Below are 20,712 nucleotides of genomic sequence, written 5' to 3' on the forward strand. Positions count from 1 at the left end.
ATCTCGGCCGCCTTGCGGCGGGCCCTGGCGGTGAAGATCGACCCGCGGTCGGAGCCCGGCCGCCTGTCCCGGCGGCGAATCCCCGTGTCCTGCCCTGTTCCCCAGGGATTTCGCTTCCCCCCCCCACCCACAGGTGGGGGAATCCACGAAAGGACTTCAGATGAGCCATGGGTGCCATGTCACCATGCTCACCGAAGGCACCTACCCGCACGTCCACGGCGGAGTCAGCACCTGGTGCGACCAACTCGTGCGCGGCATGCCCGAGGTCGACTTCAACATCCTCGCCCTGACCGGCAGCGGCCGTGAACCCGTCACCTGGGAACTGCCGCGCAACGTCTACCGGCACACCAGCGTGCCGCTGTGGGGACCCGCCCCAGCAGCTCCGGGACGACGCCCACTCACCGGCCGCGCCCAACGCCGCTTCGCAGCCGCCTACGAGCGCTTCCTCCTGGGCCTGCTCAGCGCGCACACGTCGCCCGAGGACCACGAGGGCTTCTCCACGGCCCTGTACGAACTCGCCGAACTCGCGCGCGCCGGAAGGCTTTCCGCCGCACTTCGATCCGAGACGGTCCTGAAGATCCTGCGGGCCGTGTGGACCCGCCCGCACCTGCCCACCGCCCCCTCCGCCCCCACCCTCCACGACGCACTGGTCGCCACCGACCTGCTCGAACACGCCCTTCGCCCGCTGTCCGTGCGGATCCCGCCCGACAGCGTCGCGCACGCCGTCAGCAGCGGCCTCGCCACCTTGCCGGCCCTCGCCGCCCACCATTTCGACGGGGTTCCCTTCCTGCTCACCGAGCACGGCATCTACTTGCGCGAGCGCTACCTCGGCTACCGCACCGCCGCCACCCGTTGGCCGGTGAAGGCCCTGATGCTCGGCTTCTACCGCCGCCTGAATACCGAGGGCTACCGACAGGCCGACCTCATCACCCCCTGCAATCAGTACAACCGCCGCTGGGAAGAGCGCGGCGGCGCCCAGCCCGAACGCATCCGCACCGTCTACAACGGCGTCGACCCGCACCGCTTTCCGGATGCCGGGCCCGAACCCGAGGTCCCGACGCTCAGCTGGTGCGGTCGCATCGACCCCATCAAGGACCTCGAAACCCTCATCCGCGCCTACGCCCTGATGCGAGCGGAACTCCCCGTACTGCGGCTGCGCCTGTTCGGGCCGGTCCCCTCCGGCGGTGAGGACTACCGGGTGAAGTTGGAGAAACTCGCCGCCGAACTCGGCGTTTGCGACGGCATCAGCTACGAAGGACGCATCAGCGAGGTCGCCAAGGCGTACGCCGCAGGCAGCGTGGTGATGCTCTCCAGCATCAGCGAGGGATTCCCCTTCAGCATCATCGAAGCGATGTCCTGCGGGCGCACCACCGTCTCCACCGACGTCGGCGGGGTGCGCGAGGCGGTCGGCGACACCGGTCTCGTCGTCCCTCCCCGCGAGCCCGAACTGATGGCCAAGGCGACCCTGGCGCTGCTGCGTGACGACGTCCGGCGGGCCGAACTAGGGCGCCGCTCCCGGCAGCGGGTGGTGGAGAAGTTCACCCTCCACCAGTCGGTGGAGGGGTTCCGTCACATCTACCGCGAACTCTCCGGTGGACCGGCCCTGCCCGTCCGGGCCACCGAGGAGTGGGCCCAGCAGGTCTGCGATCCCTGGTCACGGGAGCTCGCCTCCTGGGGCCGACTTGGGGCCGAACACCCCGGAGGCGTCCGATGAGCGGGCCGCTGTGGCTGACCCCGCCCGATGACCCCGGCGGGCCGCACGGGCCGGTGCACGGCTGCGACACGCTGGCGCTCATCCCGCGCCAGCGCCGTACCGGGGGGCCGGCGGAGGATCCGCTGGAGGAGCTCACCGAGCGACTGGCACACCCGGCCGCCGCTGCCGTCCACCCCGATGAGATCGCCGCTCTCCTCGAATCCGACGGCATGACGGACGAACACATCCGGCTCACCTACGGCCGCGAGGACTCCTTCGGGCTCGCCGAGGAGATCTACGCCAAGGTGCCGCGGAGCTACCCCGACCCCTCCAGGACCGTACCGGACCCCTGGCGGGTATCCCTGATCGCCTGCCTCCTGCGCGGTTTGGTCTTCGTCCTCCCGGGCCTGGCCTATGTGTTGGCCGGCCCGCTCCTCGAAGGGCCACCGGATCGCTTCGGGCTGCCGTCGGGCACCCTCGCCCTGGTCGCTGCCGCACTGGTGGGCTGGATCTGGGACCAGACCCTCTCGCACCGGGCCTACTCCTGGCTGGGGGTGGGGGACCGGTGGGGAGCGGGCCGCACTCTACTGGTCGGCGCCCCGGTGGGAGCCCTGCTGGGCACCGTCGCGGCCCTGTGCGTACCCGGCCCCCCTTTCCCGGTGTTCCACGCTTCCGGACAGGCGCTCTACGTCGGGGCCGCCACCGTGCTCCTCGTGCTGGGCCGGGAGCGGGTCCTGGTGGTCGCGCTGCTCCCGATGGCCGGCGGCGCGGTCCTCGCCCTCACCTTCGGCATGCCGCTGTGGGCCCGCGTCGTACTTCTGCTTGGCTCGCTGTCGGCGGCCTGCGTCCTCGCCGTCCGCGAGCTCCCGGTCCGTGAGGTACTGCGGCGCGGGGCGGGGCATCTGCGGAGGTCCTGCCGGTCGGTGCGGCCGGCGGCCGAATCCGTGCACTGGCAGGTGCTGCGCGCTGCCTCGGAGAGCCCGGCAGTGCGTGGTCCGCGGCTGCGTGAGTCCCTGCCGTACGGGTTGTTCGGGCTGAGCAGCGGTGTGCTCGTCCTGCACGTGGCGCTCGGGGAGGTACTGGCGGGCGGGCCGTCGGCGGCCCTCGCCGCACCCAGTGCGGTGGCCCTCACCCTCAGCATGGGGCCCGCCGAATGGCTGCTCAACCGCTTCCGCAGCGGGTCCCTGGCCGGTCTGCGGGCGGCCCGCACCGCTGCCGCCTTCCGCCGCACCCTGGTGTTGACCCTCGCCCGATGCCTCCTCGGTTACCTCACCGTCCTTCTGACGTTCGGTACGGCCGCCACCCTCGTGTGGCCGGACGCGCCGGCCCTTGGTGGGCTGCGGCTGGCCGCACTGCTGCTGGTCGGCGCGGTGATGTGGACCGGGCTGCTCCTGCAGTCCTTCGGGCAGGTGAGGGTCGCGGCTGCGGTCTGCGCCTGCGCCGGACTCGCGCAGAGCGCGGTGTTGTTCACCGGCGTCGAGCACCCGCACGCGCTCCAGGTCACCATTTCAGCCGGGGCCGCGGGCCTGCTGGCGCTGCTGGCGTGCCTCCTGCTCGGCCGTGTCTCCGCCCACCGTTGACGACGCTCCCACCACGGGAGGAAGGAATCCCATGCTCCTGGTGCCCCTGTACGAGCACCCCGCCCATCGGCCGGAGGCCTGGGCGAGGGTGTTGCGTTCCGCCGACCGACTCCACTCGGTGGTCCTCAATCCCGACAGCGGTCCTGGTTCCGCCCCCGACGAGGGCTTCGCCGAGGTCGCCGGCCGACTGCGGGACGCGGGCGTGCCGGTCCTCGGCTATGCCGACACCGACTACGGCCGCCGCCCACATGCCGAGGTCGTCCGCGAACTGGTGCGCCATCGTGACTGGTACGGGGCGGACGGGGCCTTCTTGGACCAGGTGGCGGCCGGACCGGAGCTGCTCGCCCACTACCGCAGGCTCTCGGTGGCGGCCCGGGCCGCCGGGGCCCGCACCCTGGTGCTGAACCACGGCACCCATCCGGCTCCCGGCTACGCCGCACTGGCGGACCTCCTGGTCACCTTCGAGGGCCCTTGGGACGCCTACCAGCAACTCCAAGTGCCCGCGTGGACGGCCGAGCATCCGGCCGAACGGTTCTGCCACCTGGTCTACGCGGTACCGCCGGGCGCTCCGGCCGCCGAACTCGCCCGATGGAGGCGCGCCGCCGTTCACTGTGCGGTGCCGGGAGCCGGTGCGCACCCCTGGGGCACCCTCCCGGACCTCGCGGAGGCGGCCACGTGAAGCAGCCGGTTCTCTCCCGGCGCGCGCTGCCGTGGCTGCTGGCCGGGGTGCTCGCGGCTGGCTGCGCCAGTGGTGCCGGTGACGACAAGGCGCGGCCGGTTCGTTCCGGGGACGGTGCGTCCTCGGGCAGCCGCTGGCAGCCGGCCGCGGGTACACCCTGGCAGTGGCAGTTGAGCGGCCGGATCGACACCTCCGTGGACGCCCCCGTATTCGACGTGGACGGGTTCACCACCTCGAAGTCCACGGTGGCCGGGTTGCACGGTCAGGGGCGGCGCGTCATCTGCTACCTGTCGGTGGGCGCCTGGGAGGAGTTCCGTCCCGACGCCGGGAAGTTCCCGCGGGAGCTGTTGGGTCGCAGCAACGGCTGGAAGGGCGAACGCTGGTTGGACATCCGCCGCACCGAGGTCCTCGAACCGCTCCTGGCCCGGCGCCTGGACATGTGCCGGGACAAGGGTTTCGACGCGGTAGAGCCGGACAACGTGGATGGCTATCGCAATGACAGCGGTTTCCCGCTGACCGCCGAACACCAGCTCCGCTTCAACCGGATGGTGGCCCGCCTCGCCCGGGAGCGCGGCCTGGCCGTCGGTCTGAAGAACGACCTCGATCAGATTCCCGAGCTGGTGGGCGACTTCGACTTCGCCGTCAACGAGCAGTGTGCGCAGTACCAGGAGTGTGAGGAACTGCTGCCCTTCCTTCGGGCGGGCAAGGCCGTCTTCCACGCCGAGTACGAGCTGCCCACCGAGCAGTTCTGCGCACAGTCACGCCGGCTACGGCTGAGCTCGCTGTTGAAGAAGTACGAGCTGGGAGCCTGGCGGAGGACCTGCTGATCGGTTCGTGGTGGGGTCCCTCGGCGGGAGGGGTCAGCCGAAGGTCAGCGCCACCAGCACGGCGGTCGCGGTGGTCTCCGCCAGCGCGCCGTACACGTCGCCGGTGACGCCGCCGAAGCGTCGCACGCAGTGATGGAGGAGGAGCTGTGCGACCAGCAGGGCGAGGAGCGCCGCTCCGGCCGTGTGCAGCGCGGCCGGCCACCCGAGGGTGAGGGCGAGCGAGGCGCATCCGAGGGCGGCGGAGGCCGCCACGGTCAGGGCTCGGCGCACCGGTACCGAGCTCGCCACGGCGGCGCCCAGCCCGTCGGGGCGGGCCGAGGGGATTCCTGCCCTGGAGGCCAGGGTCATCGCCGCCCGGGCCGTGGTCGCTGCGGTGAGGGCGGCGACGGCGCCGTCCTGCCACCCTCGGCCGTAGAGCTCGAAGAGGGCGGCGGTCTGGGCGCCGAGGGTCAGAAGCAAGACGATGACCCCGAACGGTCCGATGTCGGACTGCTTCATGATCCGTAGTGCGACAGCTGCCGGTTTGGCGCTGCCCAGACCGTCCGCGGTGTCCGCGAGACCGTCCAGGTGTAGGCCGCGGGTGAGGGCGGCGGGCACGGCCACCGTCGCCACCGCCGCCAGCGCCGGGCCCGTGCCCGACAGCAGCAGCGCGGTGCCGAGGGCGGCGGCCAGCGAGCCCACCACGAATCCGGCGAGCGGGGCGCACAGCATGCCGGTGCGGGCAGCCGGCCGATCCCAGCGCACGATGCGCGCGGGCAGCACGGTCAGCGTGCCGAAGGCGAAGCGGATGCCGTCGGCGAGCTGGGCCCCGGCTTCGGGCGGGGGCGGGGCGGCCGAGGCGGGGGCTGAATCGGTCATCGCGCGCAGGCTACCTGCTGCTGCCGCTCGGCGAATTTGTCGATACCGTGACGAAACGCAACAGACCGGGAGCGGGTGGCATGGGTCACTGGTGGTATCGGAACATCGTCGAGCCGGGCAAGCTCCCCCTCCTCCTCGCGTTGCTCTCCTTTCTGGGTTCCTTCCTGGTCACCCGTGTCATCACCCGGATGATCCGAGCGGGCAAGGGGCCGTTCAGGAACATCACCCCAGGGGGCGTCCATGTCCACCACGTGGTGCCGGGTGTGATCCTCAGCGTCATCGGCGGCTTCGGTTCGGTCGCCAGCGATCGCTACGGAGCAGGTGCGCTGGTCTCCGCGGTCATCTTCGGACTCGGGGCGGGGCTGGTCCTGGACGAGTTCGCGCTCATCCTCCACCTCGACGACGTCTACTGGAGCGAGCAGGGGCGCAAGAGCGTGGAGGTCGTCGTCCTCACGGCGGCGCTGGTCGCCCTGGTGCTGGGCGGCTTCCTGCCGTTCGGGGTCAACGAGATCTCCCCCGAGGAGCGGGAGAACCGCGTCTACCTGGTGATGAACGCGGCCACCAACTTCTTCCTGGCCCTCATCGCCCTGTGGAAGGGCAAGGCGCGCACCGCGGTCGTGGGCATCCTCGTCCCGTTCGTCGCTCTGATCGGCGCGGTGCGGCTGGCCCGACCGGACTCCCCGTACGCCAAGAAGTTCTACGCCAACCGCCCGCGCGCCCGGGCCAAGGCGCAGCTGCGTGCCTTTCACCACGACCGTCGTTGGTCGGGGCCGCGGCGCAAGCTGCATGACTGGATCGGTGGGGCTCCCGACGAGCCGACGCCCGCCAGGGAGGCCGCCTCGGAACACGACGAGGCCCCACCCCCGGGGTGACCGGGGGTGGGGCCTCGTCGTGTTGGAGGTGGTGCGGGCCGGGCCGCTCAGCCCGGGATGAGCCCGTCGTCACTGAGCATCGCCCGGACCTCTTCCAAGGTGGAGTCGGGCGCCGGCAGGATCAGCTCGGACGGCTCCAGCGAGTCGTCCGGCAGCGGGGTGCCCAGCGTCCGTACGCGGTCGAGTAGGGCTTGCAGGGTGCTGCGAAAGCCGGGGCCGTCGCCGTTGTCCAGTTCGGCCAGCAGCTCGTCGTCCAGCTTGTTGAGCTGGCCGAGGTGGCTCTCGGCCAGCTCCACCTGTCCCTCACCCAGAATCCGAACGATCATGACCCGTCCTTACGGCTTGTCGAACCGGTGCGGGGTCTGCTGCGGGGCCGTGTTCTGCCCCGCCCCGTCGCCGCCCTCGATGGCCTGCTGCGAGGAGCCGGAGCCCCCGGCCAGTTCGGCCTTCATCCGCTGGAGTTCGAGCTCCACGTCGCTGCCGCCCGAGAGCCGGTCGAGCTCCGCCTGGATATCGTCCCGGGCCAGCCCCGACTGGTCGTCGAGTGCTCCTGAGGCAAGCAGCTCGTCGATCGCGCCGGCCCGCGCCTGGAGCTGTGCGGTCTTGTCCTCGGCCCGCTGGATCGCCAGGCCGACATCGCTCATCTCCTCGGAGATGCCGGAGAAGGACTCCGCGATCCGGGTCTGGGCCTGAGCAGCGGTGTAGGTGGCCTTGATGGTCTCCTTCTTGGTGCGGAAGGCATCGACCTTCGCCTGGAGCCGCTGCGCAGCGAGGGTCAGCTTCTCCTCCTCGCCCTGCAGGGTCTGGTGCTGCACTTCCAGGTCGCTGACCTGCTGCTGGAGGGAGGCGCGGCGGGAGAGCGCCTCCCTGGCCAGGTCTTCCCGACCGAGTGCCAGCGCCTTGCGGCCCTGGTCCTCCAGCTTGCCGGACTGGCTCTGCAGCTGGTTGAGCTGGAGCTCCAGGCGCTTGCGGGAGGTCGCCACGTCGGCGACGCCCCGGCGGACCTTCTGCAGCAGTTCCAGCTGTTTCTGATACGAGTAGTCAAGGGTCTCGCGCGGGTCCTCGGCCCGGTCCAGGGCCTTGTTCGCCTTCGCGCGGAAGATCATCCCCATACGCTTCATGACACCGCTCATGGGCTGCGCGCGCCCCCTTCTGACGGATTGGTCGCTCCAGCACTCCAACAGGACCCACAGTACGGGCCCTGTCTCCATTACCGCACTGTTCGGACCGCGATGGGCTCCTCCCCCAGGAGGAGTCGGGCACCTCAGCACTCCGGCGGAAGGAGTAGGTGAGCCGCGTGGACTCCTAGGGAAGGACGACTGTCGTTGCCGGATCGTTCCCCCGGGGGCTGTGGTCGTGGCCCGCTAGCCCGTACCCTTGGGTTTTGTGTTCCGTAGCCGTTCCAAGGAAGAGAAGGCGCCCACCGACCAGGTGATGGCCGACCTCTCCAATCAGCCCCGTGACCCGCAGGCCCCCAAGGGCCGCCCGACGCCCAAGCGCAGCGAGGCCCAGACGCAGCGTCGTGCTGTGGTGGCCTCGACGGGCAACCGCAAGGAGGACGCCAAGCGCGCCCGTGAGCGGCGCCGCGCGGAGATGGCCCGCCAGCGGGAGGGGATGGCCAGGGGCGAAGAGCGCTACCTGCCGGTCCGTGACCGGGGGCCGGTCCGCAAGTTCGTCCGCGATTTCGTCGACTCGCGTTTCCACGTCGCGGAGATGTTCATCCCGATGGCCGTGGTCATCCTCGCGCTGAGCCTGGTGCGCACTCCGCAGATCCAGAACGTCGCGTTCTTGTTGTGGCTCGGTGTGATCGCCCTGATCCTGGTCGACTCCGCCGGCCTCTTCATCCGCCTGCGCAAGCAGATCGCGGTGCGCTTCCCGAATGAGCCCAAGCGCAGCGCCGTGGTGTACGGCCTGCTGCGCGCCCTCCAGATGCGTCGACTGCGTCTGCCCAAGCCGCAGGTCAAGCGGGGAGAGCGGCCCTGAGCGAGGTCGTGGCCCCCGCTGCCGGGGGCTTCGAGGGCGGTTCCGGGCCCTGGCTGAACTTACTGGGCGGGTTGCGCAATACGGTCCGCCAGGAGCTGGTCGCCCGTCAGGTCGACGAGCAGCTCGCGGCCCACTTCGCGGTGGGGCGGCGGCTGCGCGTGCTCGACGTGGGGATGGGGCAGGGTACCCAGGCGCTACGACTGGCCCGCATCGGGCACCGGGTGACCGGCCTGGAGTCCGACCCGCAGATGCTCAAGGCCGCGCACGATGCCCTCCAGCGGGAGCCGGTGGGCATCCGGAGCCGAGTGCGCCTGTTGGCCGGGGACGGCCGTGAGACCGGTGTGCACTTCTTGCCCGGTAGCTTCGACGTGGTGCTCTGCCACGGTGTGTTGATGTACGTGGCGGAGCCTGATGCGCTGCTCGCCGGCCTCGCCAGGATGCTCGCCCCCGGGGGGCTGCTGTCGCTGCTGGTGCGCAACGGTGATGCGTTGGCGCTGCGGCCGGGGCTGGCGGGCGACTGGTCCGCGGCGTTGGCTGCTTTCGACGGCCTTGCATACACCAACCGTCTGGGGTTGCCCGTCCGGGCGGACCGGCTGGAGGCGCTGACCGCCACCTTGTCCGGGATCGGCGCCCCCTTGCATACCTGGTACGGGGTGCGGGTCTTCACGGACACCGCGCCGGACGAGGCGCGGGCGCCGGAGGGCGAGGAGCTTCAAGCGCTGCTGGCCGCCGAGGACCGTGCCGGACGGACCGAACCCTACCGCCGGGTTGCTGCCCTGTTGCATCTGTGCGGGGTCCGCGGCTGAAGGTCGCAGCCGTGTCCGTTGGGTACCGTCGCAGCGGTACTGCCGCTGGTCGCCGGCGCCGCGTCCGCCCGCCCTCGGGCGAGCGGACGCGGCGACGAGAGCCCGGGGCCGCGGTCAGGCTTCGGCTGCGGCGCGCAGGCTCATCGTGTAGATCTCGGCGGAGTCCTCGAAGAGGCGCACGTTCTCCACGCCTTCGTCGAGGAGGTCTTTCCAGACCTCGCCGATCCAGGTCTCCGCGTCCCCCTGGGTGGTGAACTCCTCGGGCTGTACCGCCGGCTCCGTCTGGGTGCCGTCGGCCTTCTCGAACCGCCATGTCCACGCCATGTACGCCTCCAAGGTGTGAGCGCTCCAACCTGTCGGTCGCGAGCGGGCCGGAGCCGCTCGGGATACTTCCTGTGTACCCGAGACAGCCTGCCCGCAGAGTAGCCGGGCGCGCACCAGCCGCGGCCACGCGGGAGGATCATCATTGTGGAACTGACACTGCTCGGCACCGGCGCCCCGAACGGGCTCCCCCGACCCGGCTGCCCGTGCGCCGCCTGCGCGCTGTCCGTCGGAGTACGGACCCGCGCGGCCAGCTCCCTGCTCGTCGACGGGGCGCTGCTGCTCGACCTCACCCCGGGGGCAGCGCTCGCGGCAGCCCGGTCCGGCCACTCCCTCGCCGGCGTGCGACAGGTGCTGCTCACCCATCCGCACCAGGGACCGGCGATGGAACTACCACCCGGCTTGCCCGCCGCCGGCCGGGTGCCGGACGGTCGCGGACTGGCGGTCATCAGCGGACACCGGGTCCGGGCCGTACCGATGGACGCGCCGGGCACGGGGTACGAGGTGACCGGCCCGGGCGGCGAGCGGCTGCTGTACCTTCCGCCGGGCGGGGCACCCGCGGGGTTGGTCGACCAGGAACACCATCAGCTCACGTACGACATGGTGGTGTGCGATGTGGTGGGGCGGCCCGACGCCGTGGCCCGGCTGCGTGCCGCCGGCGCGATCGGCCCCACCACCGACCTCATCGCCGTCCACCTCGACCACGACGTGCCCCCGGGGGCCGAACTCGACCGCCGCCTGGCCGCCGCCGGCGCCCGGGCCGTGCCCGACGGCACCACGCTGGGCGTCGGCGAGTACCACGCCGTTCCCGATCTGCCCCGACGCACCCTGGTGCTCGGCGGAGCCCGCTCGGGCAAGTCCCATGAGGCGGAGCGGCGGCTGGGAGCCTTCCCGGCCGTCCTGTACGTGGCCACCGGCGGTAACCGCGACGGTGACCGGGAGTGGTCGGCGCGGGTGGCCCTGCACCGTGAGCGGCGCCCCGGTTCATGGCGGACCGTGGAGACCTGCGAGCTCGCGCCGTTGTTGGAGGAGGAAGGGCCGGCCCTGCTCATCGACTGCCTGGCGCTCTGGCTGACGGACGCCATGGACCGCGTCGGCGCCTGGGACGAGGGGAACTGGTCCGAGGGTGGTGAGAAGGAACTGCGCGAGCGTACCTCGGAGTTGGTCGCCGCGATCCGGGCGACCCGGCGCAGGGTGGTCCTGGTGAGCAACGAGGTCGGTTCCGGGATCGTCCCCGCCACGGCGTCGGGCCGACGCTTTCGCGATGAGCTCGGCCGACTCAACGCGGCGGTGGCGGGGGAGTGCGAACAGGTGCTCCTGGTGGTGGCCGGCCAGGCCTTGCCCCTGAGGGGTTGAGGCGGTGGGCCGGGGCTCGTGGGCAGGGGGTGCGGACGGGTTTGCCTGGCGGGCCGGATCGGTATCGCGGCAACGTGAGGAGCCGGGCGGGCGGGGGCACTTCGGGCAACGCACCAGAGCGGCCCCGACGGGGTGTCCGCCTGTACTGTTCGGAGAATGACCAGGCTGAATCTCGACGACTTCTCCGATCTGATCGAACGCCCCGACTCGGGTGTGCGGCGTGACGCCGAGGAACGCCGGGAACGGCTGGCCGTACCGACCGGGTCCCTGGGGCGGCTTGACGAGCTCGCCGAGTGGCTCGGGGCGGCCCAGGCGTCGGTACCCGCCAAGGCCGTGGAGAAGCCACGCGTGATCCTCTTCGCCGGAGACCACGGCGTGGCGGAGCTCGGGGTGTCGGCCCGGCCGGCCGGTGCGGCGCACGCCTTGGTGCGCGAGGTCCTACAGGGGCGCAGCCCGGTGTCGATCCTGGCCCGAAGCCTCCGGGTGCCGGTGCGGATCGTGGATGCGGGAGTGGACTGCGACCCGCAGCTCTTGCCCGAGGACGTCGTGCGACACCGCATCCGCCGCGGCAGCGGTCGTATCGACATCGAGGACGCGCTGACGGTGGAGGAGGCCGAGGCGGCGTTGCGCCTGGGGATGGCCATCGCGGACCAGGAGGCGGACTCCGGTACCGACCTCGCGGTGCTGGGTGACCTCAGCGTCGGGGGTACCACGGTCGCCGCCACCTTGGTCGCCGCGCTCTGCGGCACGGACGCCTCGGTGGTCACCGGACGTGGTGGTGAGGTCATCGACGATCTGACCTGGATGCGCAAGTGTGCGGCGATCCGGGATGCGTTGCGTCGGGCCCGCCCGGTCCTCGGCGACCAGGTGGAGCTGTTGGCCGCGGTGGGTGGGGCGGACTTCGCCGCGATGACCGGCTTCCTGCTCCAGTGCGCCGTCCGCCGAACCCCGGTGATCTTGGACGGAGTGGTCTCGGCGGCCTGTGCGCTGGTCGCCCAGCGAGCCGCCTTCCGGGCCCCGGACTGGTGGCTGGCTGGCCAGCTGAGCGGGGAGCCGGGCCAGGTCAAGGCGTTGGATCGGATGGCGCTCAACCCTTTGCTCGACCACGGCGTCACTGTCGGCGAAGGAACTGGGGCGCTGCTGGCCCTCCCCCTCGTCCGGGCCGCCGCCGCGCTGGCGGCGGAACTGCCCGAGCGGGGGGTGGAGGAGCTGGGCGTGAAGACCGACCCAGACGCCGCGAGCGAAGCCGCGGCATCCAGTCGGTAGCCAACGCGGTTGTACTTCGAGGGCGCGGCCATCATGGCCGTGCCTGCGAAGCTACATGGCAGGGAATGCCCCATATGATCGCATTTCATGGGAGAAGTTCGCTTGCCTGCCGAAGAGATCCACCGGAGTGGCACCGCCCTCACGCGCCGCAGCGCGGCCTTCGCCGTCTGGTACCTGCGAGTGGTCGCCGCCATCAACTTCCTCAGCGCCGTGTGGGTATCCCTGGGCCAGGACCTCCGCCGACACAACACGGCGGACCTCTTCACCCCCTACCTGCTGACGGCCGGCTTCGCCTCCGGCCTGATCGCCATGTTCCTGGCGATCACCATGCGTCGACGCAAACGGGCCGCCTGGATCCTCAACCTGGTGCTGAGCGGGCTGCTGCTGGCCCTGCTCGCCTTCGCCTTCTCCTTCGCGGAGATCCGGGAGCACCCACAGAACTGGGTCTCCCTGCTCCTGACCGTCGCCTTCGTCCTCTCGCTGATCCTGGGGCGCCGGGAGTTCTACGCCAAGGGTGACCGCTCCAACCCGAAGCTCGCCGCGACCGTCGCCGTCCTCGGCCTCCTGCTGACCTCGCTGCTCGCCGCCGTCCTCGTCGGCTGGACCAACACCGCGCCTTCCGGGTCCGAAGCCTCCTTCACCAGCCGGTGGGCTTACGGAGCCCTGCGCCTGGGCACCCTCGCCGGCGACGACGCGACCTTCCACGGCATCTCCACGCCCTCCTGGGTCAACGTCACCATCAACGTGATGTCCACCCTGCTGCTCCTCGCCGTGCTCTACGCCGCCTTCCGCTCCCGGCGCGCCGTCGACCCGCTGACGGAAGAGGACGAGGAACGACTGCGTCAACTCCTCGGGCGCCAGGGCGAACGCGACTCACTCGGCTACTTCGCGCTCCGCCGGGAGAAGAGCGTGATGTGGTCACCCACCGGCAAGGCGGCCGTGACCTACCGGGTGGTCGGCGGTGTCTCACTCGCCTCCGGTGACCCCATCGGTGACCCCGAGGCCTGGCCCGGCGCCATCGACCCCTGGCTGGTCGAGGCCCGCGAGCACGGCTGGGTGCCCGCCGTGATGGGCGCCAGCGAGGAGGCCGGTACCGTCTACGCCCGGCACGGCCTGGATGCGCTGGAGCTCGGCGACGAAGCGATCGTGGAGACCGCGGAGTTCACCCTGGAGGGCCGCGCCATGCGAACCGTCCGGCAGGCCTACAACCGCGTCAGACGAGCCGGCTACCAGGTCCGCATCCGACGCCACGAGGACATCCCGGCCGAGGAGATGGCGCGTCTGCTCGGCCGCGCCGACGACTGGCGCGACGGGGCCACCGAGCGAGGGTTCTCCATGGCGCTTGGCCGGCTCGGTGACCCCGCTGACGGGCAGTGCGTCATGTTGGAGTGCACCGATGGCGAAGGTGAGCTGCGGGCGCTGCTGTCCTTCGTACCCTGGGGCCCCAAGGGCCTCTCCCTCGACCTGATGCGTCGCGACCGCGACTGCGAGAACGGCCTGATGGAGTTCATGGTCATCGAACTCCTGGAGCGCTCGAAGGAGATCGGGGTCACCCAGGTGTCCTTGAACTTCGCCATGTTCCGGTCCGTCTTCGAGCGTGGGTCCCGACTGGGTGCCGGCCCCGTCCTGCGGCTCTGGCGTTCCCTGTTGAGCTTCTTCTCCCGCTGGTGGCAGATCGAGTCCCTGTACCGGGCCAACGCCAAGTACCGACCCATCTGGGAACCGCGCTTCATGCTGTTCGAGAAGAGCTCCGACCTACTGCGGATCGGGCTCGCGGCCGGCCGCGCCGAAGGCTTCCTGGAAGCTCCGGGCCTGCCCAAGTGGCTGCACCGGCGACACCTGGCGGGCAAGCGGTGACGGACCTGACCGAGCGGACGCCCAGCGAGTCGCGGCACCGCATCGCGGACGAATGGGGACCGCTCTTTCGTGCGGTGCGTCAGGCGCTGCGCCGGCGTCGCTGGCGGGCCGCGCCCCTCACCTTGGCCGCCGTCATCCTCACCGCCCTCCTCCAGTTCGTCCAGAACCAGCCCTGGGGCTACCAGATCGTCCACGACCTCGGCGCGGTCCGGGCCGAGGACCCCCTCTGGACCGCCCTGCTGAGGACCCCGCTCTCCCTGTTCGTGCCCGCCCTCGACCTTCCCGTCTGGGGTGCGCTCGCGCAGATCCTGCTCGTCTTCGGCATAGCCGAGGCCGCCATCGGCCGCCGGCGCACCCTCGCCATCGCCTACTTCGCCACCCTGGCCGGAACGATGTACGCGCGGGTGGGTCTCCTCCTCGGCCCCGACCACCCCCTCGGCTTGCCGGCCACGGACCGCTTCGTCGTCGACACCGGGCCCTCGGCGGCCGTGGTCGCCCTGGCGGTCTTCGTCTGCTGGCAGTACCGGGCCCGTCTGACCGCGGCCCTGGTGATCGCCGCGATGGTCGTAGAGGTCCTGGTGAAGAACAACCTGGCCGGCAAGGAACACCTTGCGGCGATCGGAGCGATAGCGCTGCTGTGCGCCGGCAGGGCGTGGCTGGACCGCCGGCGTGGCCGGTACCCGGTCAACCATGAAGGCGAGGGCGCAACCGGGGTCCACCCCGGTGGGGCAGGCCGTAACGTGGGAACGTGACCACGCCCTTCACCCCGGGGCTCACGCCCACCCGTCACTGGCTGCGTGAGCATCCGCTCGCCTGTGACGCGATGCTGGCGCTCGCCGTGCTCGTGGCGATGATCGTCGGCTCCTTCGCCGACGCCCACGGCCCCGCCGGGCGCCCCGTGTTCGGCACCCGAGCCCCCGAGTTCACCAGTCTGCTGCTGATGGTGCTGGGCGCCGGCGCCCTGGTCCTGCGCCGCCGCCGACCCCGTGCGGTGCTGGCTGCCACCGGAGCCGTCTCCGTGGCGGAACTGCTCACCGGGGACCCGCGGACACCCGTGTCGATGTGTGCGGTGGTCGCGCTGTACACCCTGGCAGCGTCCACGGACCGGCCCACCACCTGGCGGGTGGGACTGCTCACCATGACCGGGCTGACCGGGATCGCCATGCTTTCTGGCGAGTTGCCCTGGTACGCCCAGGAGAACATCGCGCTCTTCGCTTGGACGGGCATGGCTGCCGCCGCGGGCGATGCGGTGCGCAGCCGGCGGGACTTCGTGGGTGCCATCCGGGAACGCGCCGAACGGGCCGAGCGCACCCCGGGAGGAGGAGGCCCGACGCAGGGTCGCGGAGGAGCGGCTGCGGATCGCCCGGGATCTGCACGATGTGGTGGCCCATCACATCGCCTTGGTCAACGTGCAGGCGGGCGTCGCCGCGCACGTCATGGAACGGCGCCCGGACCAGGCCAAGGAGGCCCTCGCCCACGTGCGGGAGGCCAGCCGGTCCGCACTGAACGAACTGCGTGCGACGGTGGGCCTGCTCAGGCAGTCCGGTGACCCCGAGGCGCCGACCGAGCCCGCTCCTGGCCTGGCCGCCCTGGACGACCTGCTGGAGACCTTCCGGAACGCGGGCCTGCCGGTGGAGGTGGCCCGGGAGGTCCAGGCGCCGCTGCCGGCTGCCGTGGACCTCGCTGCGTACCGGGTGGTCCAGGAGGCGTTGACCAATGTCCGCAAACACGCGGGCGGTGGTGCTCGGGCCGAGGTCAGCCTGGTCCGCGTCGGTACCTCGCTGGAGATCACCGTCCTCGACGACGGCGGGGCCGAGTCCGCTGGCACCGCGGCTCCACTCAGTGGCGGTGGTGGTCACGGCTTGCTGGGCATGCGGGAGCGGGCGGCGGCGCTCGGCGGCAGTTGTTCCGCCGCCCCCCGGTACGGGGGCGGTTTCCGCGTGCACGCCATCCTCCCGCTGACCCCCGGCCAGGCGCGCTCTTCGGTTCCGCTGCCCGCCTTCCCCTGAGGAAGTCCCGTGTGGGCAGAGCTTGTCGTGGGTCCGCCCCCGGCGTCAGGGGTGGTGCGTACCCTTCGAGGGTGGAGCAGAGCCCGCAGGAGCGCATCAAGGTGGTACTCGCCGACGACCAGGCGCTGCTGCGCAGCGCGTTCAAGGTGCTGGTCGATTCCGAAGCGGATATGGAGGTCGTCGGGGAGGCCTCCGACGGTGCGGAGGCCGTGGAGTTGGCTCGGTCGAGGCAGGCGGACGTGGTGTTGATGGACATTCGCATGCCGGGGACGGACGGTCTTGCCGCCACCCGTCTGATCAGTGCGGACCCCGATCTGGTCGGGGTGCGCGTGGTGATGTTGACGACCTTCGAGGTCGATGAGTACGTGGTGGAGTCGATCCGGGCGGGCGCCGCCGGTTTCCTGGGCAAGGGGGCGGAGCCGGAGGAACTGCTCAGCGCCATCCGCATCGCCGCGGCCGGCGACGCACTGCTCTCCCCGGCGGCCACCAAGGGGCTGATCGCCATGTTCTTGGCGCAGAGTGGCGGTGCGGCTCGCGGTGGGGCCCTCGACGTGCACCGGGAACGGCTTGCCGCGTTGACGGTGCGGGAGCGCGAGGTGTTGGTACAGGTCGCCGGGGGGCATTCCAACGACGCGATCGCCGAACGGCTGGTCGTCAGCCCGCTGACGATCAAGACGCATGTCAACCGTGCGATGGCCAAACTCGGTGCCCGTGACCGGGCCCAGTTGGTCGTCATCGCCTACGAATCGGGTCTGGTGCGCCCGCGTGCCGAGTAGCGGCGCACGGTGGGGCGTCGTCCCCGGCCGCCGCATCGGGGACCTGTTTCCGGTTGCTGGCGCCGATGGCGTAGGGGGTGCCCGCGCGGTTGGCGGGCACCCCCTTGCGGTTCGTGGTCGGGCCCAGTGGTTAAAGATCAGGCTAGGGCAGGGCCAGCATCCGCTCCAGGGCCAACTTCGCGAAGCTCTCGGTCTCCTTGTCCACCTGGATCTGGTTGACGAGCTTGCCGTCCGCCAGCGATTCCAGGGTCCACACCAGGTGGGGGAGGTCGATGCGGTTCATGGTCGAGCAGAAGCAGACCGTCTTGTCGAGGAAGACGATCTCCTTGTCCTCCGAGGCGAAACGGTTCGCCAGGCGGCGGACGAGGTTGAGTTCGGTGCCGATCGCCCACTTGGAGCCGGCCGGAGCCGCCTCCAGGGCTTTGATGATGTACTCCGTCGAGCCGACGTAGTCCGCTGCCGCGACCACCTCGTGCTTGCACTCGGGGTGCACCAGGACGTTGACTCCGGGGATCCGCGCGCGGACGTCCTCGACGGATTCGAGGGAGAAACGGCCGTGCACGGAGCAGTGGCCGCGCCACAGGATCATCTTGGCCGCGCGCAGCTGCTCGACGCTGAGGCCGCCGTTCGGCTTGTGCGGGTTGTAGACGACGCAGTCCTCCAGGGACATCCCCATGTCGCGCACCGCGGTGTTGCGGCCCAGGTGCTGGTCGGGGAGGAACAGGACCTTCTCACCCTGTTCGAACGCCCAGTCCAGCGCCCGCTTGGCATTGGAGGAGGTGCAGATCAGGCCGCCGTGCTTGCCGGTGAACGCCTTGATGTCGGCGGAGGAGTTCATGTACGAGACGGGGACCACCTGTTCGGCGACGCCGGCCTCGGTCAGCACGTCCCAGCACTCCGCGACCTGCTCGGCGGTGGCCATGTCGGCCATCGAGCAGCCGGCCGCCAGGTCGGGCAGCACGACCTTCTGGTCATCCGAGGTCAAGATGTCCGCCGATTCGGCCATGAAGTGCACACCGCAGAAGACGATGTACTCGGCCTCCGGTCGTGCGGCGGCGTCCCGGGCGAGCTTGAAGGAGTCGCCAGTCACGTCCGCGAACTGGATGACCTCGTCGCGCTGGTAGTGGTGTCCCAGGAGGAACACCTTGTTCCCGAGGCGCTCCTTGGCTGCGCGCGCACGTTCCACGAGGTCGGGGTCCGAGGGCGAGGGGAGGTCACCGGGGCACTCCACACCGCGCTCGCTCTTGGGGTCGGCCTCGCGGCCGAGCAGCAGCAGGGCGAGGGGGGTCGGCTGGACGTCCAGGTCCTGCCGGGTCGGGGCGGTGGTCACGTCACGCACCCTTTCTGTTCTGCGGAACGGTGAGCTCGGCAGCGGGGCCTGGTCTCACTTCTCGTCGATTTGACGCTATCTATGATAGCCGCTTCACGTCAGTTTGACGATGTCCATATTGTCGATGTGACGAATTCGCCGGGCCGCGCAGGTCGGTGCGCCGGTCGGTGCGGGTATGCGAGCATGAAAACGGAAAACCAGCGTGAGGCCCGGAATGAATCCGCGGCCCCGTCGGTTGCAGCCGACGGCAAGCAGTCCGACGATCCCCTGCCACCGGCCGGGGAGACCCCACCCCGGGAGTGAATGCAGATGTCCGTTCAGGACGACAAGACCACTGTGAGCGACGGCATCCTCCTGTCCGACGCCGCCGCCGCCAAGGTCAAGGCCCTGCTGGAGCAGGAAGGCCGCGATGACCTGGCACTGCGCGTCGCCGTCCAGCCCGGCGGTTGCTCCGGCCTGCGCTACCAGCTCTTCTTCGACGAGCGTTCGCTCGACGGTGACGTCGTGAAGGACTTCGACGGCGTCAAGGTCGTCACCGACCGCATGAGCGCCCCCTACCTGGGTGGCGCGTCCATCGACTTCGTGGACACCATCGAGAAGCAGGGCTTCACGATCGACAACCCGAACGCGACGGGTTCCTGCGCCTGCGGTGACTCCTTCAGCTAGTCGGGCCCTCTGCCAGCAACGCCGGAGGGCGGCGGCTCCCCCAGGGGGAGCCACCGCCCTCCGGCGTTGCTGGCAGAGGGTCAGCCGACGCGCGGCACCGTCTTCCCGTTGGTCATGTCGATCACCTGGCGCGAGCCCAGCGGCTCATCCAGCGTCGCCGAGAGGGACATCTCCTTGGCGATCATGATGCAGGCGCGGTCCGGGTCCAGCGGTGTTTCGACGATCTTCACGGACACCGTCTTCGGGTGCTCGGTCACCTGGAGCGCATAGGCGCTGCACACACCGCCCCAGAAGTGCACCGTCAACTCCCGATCCGCGACGGAGTACGACTCGGCACCCACCGCCGTGGCCTTGGGCGCCTGCTCCGCCGAAGCGTTCTGGGCCACGGTGTGGGCGGGCGTCGCGCCCTGAGGAGCGATGTCGAACAGCCAAGCCGGAGCCAACGTGTCCGTGCCCTCCACCAGCTCGGCCGACAGGCCGAGTACCGCCCGTTCCACGGTCAGGGTGCGCGGCTCGCCGCCCTTGCCCGGCTCGCAGGGGCGCAGCTTCGAGTCGGCCGGTCCGCTGTCCTCGCCGTACGGCACCGGGGTGGCGCAACCGCCGATGCCGCTGCCCTCACCGACCGGCCCCGCGTTCAGCCGTTGGAGCGCCTCCTCCGCGCTGATCACGGGCTTGGCCGCGCTCTGGGCCAACGAGGTCAGGCGGCCCGATCCGTTGACCAGCTGGGCGTCCGGCCCGACCTGGAGCGAAGTCGTCCATCCGTACGTCCGCAAGCCGTCCACCACGGGGTCGGCGTTCACCGTCCGGTTGGCACCCATGGTCTGGCTGGCGTCGATCTTCGCGTCGTCCTGGCCCAACGCCTTGAACACCGGGGCTGCCACCGCCTTCGCCGTGGCTGCGTCCACCGCCTCCGAGGACCGGTCGGTGGGCTTCTTCACCGGCTGGCAGACGTCCTTGCCGGGCGCGCAGTCGTCCGTGCCTCCAAGCGCGTACGCGAGGTACGTCCAGTTGCCCGGAGCGGCTTGTTCCACCTGGAGCCTGGGCCCATGGCCGTCGCGGATCTGGCCGGCCGTCCAGACCCCGCCCGAGAGCCGCGGCAGCCCGTCCACGCCGAGCGCCCCTGCCAACCGCTCCACATCCTGGCGGGTCACCTCGCCGGTGGGTCGGTAGCCGCTCGCCTTTGCCGGCCCCGTCGGAAGGGGGCCCTTGGCGCGGTACACCGCCGGCCCGTGCGGGTCCGGCTCACCGGGGGCGATCTGCGGAAGCTCCGCCGGGGGAGTGGGCAGGGTGGCTTCGCTCGACCCGCCAGCGGCGGAGTCCCGCAGCGCCGCGGCACTGCGGTTGGTGGTCTTGACGGTCTGCGGATCGCCCTTGCCGGACGCGCTCGCCGACCAGTAGGCGACGGCGACCCCGCTCAGCAGGACTCCGGCGGCGACCGCCGCCAGGCCGGCCCGGCGCCGTTCTTGCCGGTGTTCCCCGCGGGGCGGCTCGGGTCCCTCCGGATCCGGGACAGTGCGCTCGCTGCTCACGGCATCGCTCCTTCGCCTGCGTCGTCTCCGTGGTGCCCATGGGACGTAGCGCCGGCGCAAGCGGTTCCCTCCCCGGAGCTGAGTGGTTCACCGAGGAGGGTCGGGCGCGTGAGGTGGGGACGGGTGCGGGGCGTCAGTCCCCGTACGAGCGGTCCCCGTATGAGTCGGTAGACGCGATCATCCGCGCCGAGGCGGGGGGCACCGCGATCGGGTGAATCTCCGGGGGTGGGGGGGGGGGGGGGGGCCCCGCGCGCCCCCCCCCCCCCCCCCCCGGGGCCCCCCCGGGGGGGGGCCACACCCCCCC

The 20,712-nt window shown here is 71.1% G+C and carries 19 protein-coding genes and 1 pseudogene; 14 read left to right on the forward strand and 6 right to left on the reverse strand.

The window, feature by feature from the left end; all coding sequences use genetic code 11:
- Positions 1–160: 160 nt before the first annotated feature.
- Genes pelF through ACFYMC_RS18800 form a run of 4 tightly spaced genes read left to right on the forward strand, consistent with a single transcriptional unit; the run spans position 161 to position 4,779 of the window.
- Positions 161–1,714 (forward strand): GT4 family glycosyltransferase PelF, encoded by a 1,554-nt coding sequence (gene pelF / locus ACFYMC_RS18785; protein ID WP_388526207.1) that lies wholly within the window; start codon positions 161–163, stop codon positions 1,712–1,714.
- Positions 1,711–3,273, forward strand: coding sequence for a hypothetical protein (locus ACFYMC_RS18790; RefSeq protein WP_388526210.1), 1,563 nt, complete (start codon positions 1,711–1,713; stop codon positions 3,271–3,273). Before pelF ends, ACFYMC_RS18790 begins: the two co-directional genes overlap by 4 nt.
- Before the next feature lie 31 nt (positions 3,274–3,304).
- Positions 3,305–3,952, forward strand: coding sequence for a spherulation-specific family 4 protein (locus ACFYMC_RS18795; RefSeq protein ID WP_388526213.1), 648 nt, complete (start codon positions 3,305–3,307; stop codon positions 3,950–3,952).
- Positions 3,949–4,779 (forward strand): endo alpha-1,4 polygalactosaminidase, encoded by an 831-nt coding sequence (locus ACFYMC_RS18800; RefSeq protein ID WP_388526216.1) that lies wholly within the window; start codon positions 3,949–3,951, stop codon positions 4,777–4,779. Before ACFYMC_RS18795 ends, ACFYMC_RS18800 begins: the two co-directional genes overlap by 4 nt.
- A 33-nt stretch (positions 4,780–4,812) precedes the next feature.
- Here the strand turns inward: ACFYMC_RS18800 and ACFYMC_RS18805 are convergent, their stop codons facing one another.
- Complete coding sequence (locus ACFYMC_RS18805; protein ID WP_388526219.1) at positions 4,813–5,637, reverse strand: adenosylcobinamide-GDP ribazoletransferase; 825 nt, start codon at positions 5,635–5,637, stop codon at positions 4,813–4,815.
- Between the two features lie 80 nt (positions 5,638–5,717).
- On the opposite strand from ACFYMC_RS18805, the gene ACFYMC_RS18810 reads away from it, so the two are divergent.
- A complete protein-coding gene (locus ACFYMC_RS18810) occupies positions 5,718–6,509 on the forward strand; it encodes a hypothetical protein (protein ID WP_388526222.1) in 792 nt (263 codons plus the stop codon).
- A gap of 47 nt (positions 6,510–6,556) precedes the next feature.
- Here ACFYMC_RS18810 and ACFYMC_RS18815 read toward each other — a convergent pair whose 3' ends face one another.
- Together ACFYMC_RS18815 and ACFYMC_RS18820 are read right to left on the reverse strand one after the other, a co-directional pair.
- Complete coding sequence (locus tag ACFYMC_RS18815) at positions 6,557–6,835, reverse strand: hypothetical protein (protein WP_388526225.1); 279 nt, start codon at positions 6,833–6,835, stop codon at positions 6,557–6,559.
- A 9-nt stretch (positions 6,836–6,844) separates the two neighbouring features.
- Positions 6,845–7,642, reverse strand: a complete 798-nt coding sequence (locus ACFYMC_RS18820; RefSeq protein ID WP_388526228.1) for a PspA/IM30 family protein — start codon at positions 7,640–7,642, stop codon at positions 6,845–6,847.
- A 253-nt stretch (positions 7,643–7,895) separates the two neighbouring features.
- Here ACFYMC_RS18820 and ACFYMC_RS18825 point away from each other — a divergent pair, with 253 nt between their 5' ends.
- Complete coding sequence (locus ACFYMC_RS18825; protein WP_388526231.1) at positions 7,896–8,492, forward strand: DUF3043 domain-containing protein; 597 nt, start codon at positions 7,896–7,898, stop codon at positions 8,490–8,492.
- Positions 8,493–8,554: 62 nt separating this feature from the next.
- Positions 8,555–9,298: a class I SAM-dependent methyltransferase gene (locus ACFYMC_RS18830; protein WP_388526356.1), complete on the forward strand. Its 744-nt coding sequence runs from the start codon at positions 8,555–8,557 to the stop codon at positions 9,296–9,298.
- A gap of 114 nt (positions 9,299–9,412) precedes the next feature.
- Here the strand turns inward: ACFYMC_RS18830 and ACFYMC_RS18835 are convergent, their stop codons facing one another.
- Positions 9,413–9,622 carry a hypothetical protein gene (locus ACFYMC_RS18835; protein WP_388526234.1) on the reverse strand — a complete coding sequence of 70 codons (210 nt, stop codon included), beginning with the start codon at positions 9,620–9,622 and terminating at the stop codon, positions 9,413–9,415.
- 144 nt (positions 9,623–9,766) lie between these two features.
- On the opposite strand from ACFYMC_RS18835, the gene ACFYMC_RS18840 reads away from it, so the two are divergent.
- The 6 genes and pseudogenes from ACFYMC_RS18840 (at position 9,767) to ACFYMC_RS18865 (ending at position 16,883) form a co-directional block, all read left to right on the forward strand.
- The gene (locus tag ACFYMC_RS18840) at positions 9,767–10,975 is read left to right on the forward strand and encodes a bifunctional adenosylcobinamide kinase/adenosylcobinamide-phosphate guanylyltransferase (protein WP_388526237.1); all 1,209 of its coding nucleotides are present in this window, start codon (positions 9,767–9,769) and stop codon (positions 10,973–10,975) included.
- A gap of 165 nt (positions 10,976–11,140) precedes the next feature.
- The gene (gene cobT / locus ACFYMC_RS18845) at positions 11,141–12,241 is read left to right on the forward strand and encodes a nicotinate-nucleotide--dimethylbenzimidazole phosphoribosyltransferase (RefSeq protein ID WP_388526359.1); all 1,101 of its coding nucleotides are present in this window, start codon (positions 11,141–11,143) and stop codon (positions 12,239–12,241) included.
- A gap of 87 nt (positions 12,242–12,328) precedes the next feature.
- Complete coding sequence (locus ACFYMC_RS18850; protein ID WP_388526240.1) at positions 12,329–14,098, forward strand: phosphatidylglycerol lysyltransferase domain-containing protein; 1,770 nt, start codon at positions 12,329–12,331, stop codon at positions 14,096–14,098.
- Between the two features lie 5 nt (positions 14,099–14,103).
- Positions 14,104–14,850 carry a hypothetical protein gene (locus tag ACFYMC_RS18855; protein ID WP_388526362.1) on the forward strand — a complete coding sequence of 249 codons (747 nt, stop codon included), beginning with the start codon at positions 14,104–14,106 and terminating at the stop codon, positions 14,848–14,850.
- 71 nt (positions 14,851–14,921) lie between these two features.
- A pseudogene (locus ACFYMC_RS18860) lies at positions 14,922–16,107 on the forward strand (sensor histidine kinase).
- Positions 16,108–16,178: 71 nt separating this feature from the next.
- Complete coding sequence (locus tag ACFYMC_RS18865) at positions 16,179–16,883, forward strand: response regulator (RefSeq protein WP_388526243.1); 705 nt, start codon at positions 16,179–16,181, stop codon at positions 16,881–16,883.
- 142 nt (positions 16,884–17,025) lie between these two features.
- Here ACFYMC_RS18865 and nadA read toward each other — a convergent pair whose 3' ends face one another.
- A complete protein-coding gene (gene nadA, locus ACFYMC_RS18870) occupies positions 17,026–18,222 on the reverse strand; it encodes a quinolinate synthase NadA (RefSeq protein WP_388526246.1) in 1,197 nt (398 codons plus the stop codon).
- A gap of 300 nt (positions 18,223–18,522) precedes the next feature.
- Here nadA and ACFYMC_RS18875 point away from each other — a divergent pair, with 300 nt between their 5' ends.
- The gene (locus ACFYMC_RS18875; protein ID WP_125640545.1) at positions 18,523–18,879 is read left to right on the forward strand and encodes an iron-sulfur cluster assembly accessory protein; all 357 of its coding nucleotides are present in this window, start codon (positions 18,523–18,525) and stop codon (positions 18,877–18,879) included.
- 80 nt (positions 18,880–18,959) lie between these two features.
- Here the strand turns inward: ACFYMC_RS18875 and ACFYMC_RS18880 are convergent, their stop codons facing one another.
- Positions 18,960–20,408 carry a hypothetical protein gene (locus ACFYMC_RS18880; protein ID WP_388526249.1) on the reverse strand — a complete coding sequence of 483 codons (1,449 nt, stop codon included), beginning with the start codon at positions 20,406–20,408 and terminating at the stop codon, positions 18,960–18,962.
- Positions 20,409–20,712 lie beyond the last annotated feature (304 nt).

Source organism: Streptomyces sp. NPDC006879, from assembly GCF_042869595.1.
GTDB lineage: Bacteria > Actinomycetota > Actinomycetes > Streptomycetales > Streptomycetaceae > Streptomyces.

Bases quoted from the DNA above. Each gene is read 5' to 3' on its own strand.
- pelF (WP_388526207.1), top strand. From the start codon at position 161: ATGAGCCATGGGTGCCATGTCACCATGCTCACCGAAGGCACCTACCCG.
- ACFYMC_RS18805 (WP_388526219.1), bottom strand. From the start codon at position 5,637: ATGACCGATTCAGCCCCCGCCTCGGCCGCCCCGCCCCCGCCCGAAGCC.
- ACFYMC_RS18850 (WP_388526240.1), top strand. From the start codon at position 12,329: ATGGGAGAAGTTCGCTTGCCTGCCGAAGAGATCCACCGGAGTGGCACC.
- ACFYMC_RS18875 (WP_125640545.1), top strand. From the start codon at position 18,523: ATGTCCGTTCAGGACGACAAGACCACTGTGAGCGACGGCATCCTCCTG.
- ACFYMC_RS18795 (WP_388526213.1), top strand. From the start codon at position 3,305: ATGCTCCTGGTGCCCCTGTACGAGCACCCCGCCCATCGGCCGGAGGCC.
- ACFYMC_RS18790 (WP_388526210.1), top strand. From the start codon at position 1,711: ATGAGCGGGCCGCTGTGGCTGACCCCGCCCGATGACCCCGGCGGGCCG.
- ACFYMC_RS18815 (WP_388526225.1), bottom strand. From the start codon at position 6,835: ATGATCGTTCGGATTCTGGGTGAGGGACAGGTGGAGCTGGCCGAGAGC.
- ACFYMC_RS18810 (WP_388526222.1), top strand. From the start codon at position 5,718: ATGGGTCACTGGTGGTATCGGAACATCGTCGAGCCGGGCAAGCTCCCC.
- ACFYMC_RS18835 (WP_388526234.1), bottom strand. From the start codon at position 9,622: ATGGCGTGGACATGGCGGTTCGAGAAGGCCGACGGCACCCAGACGGAG.
- ACFYMC_RS18820 (WP_388526228.1), bottom strand. From the start codon at position 7,642: ATGAGCGGTGTCATGAAGCGTATGGGGATGATCTTCCGCGCGAAGGCG.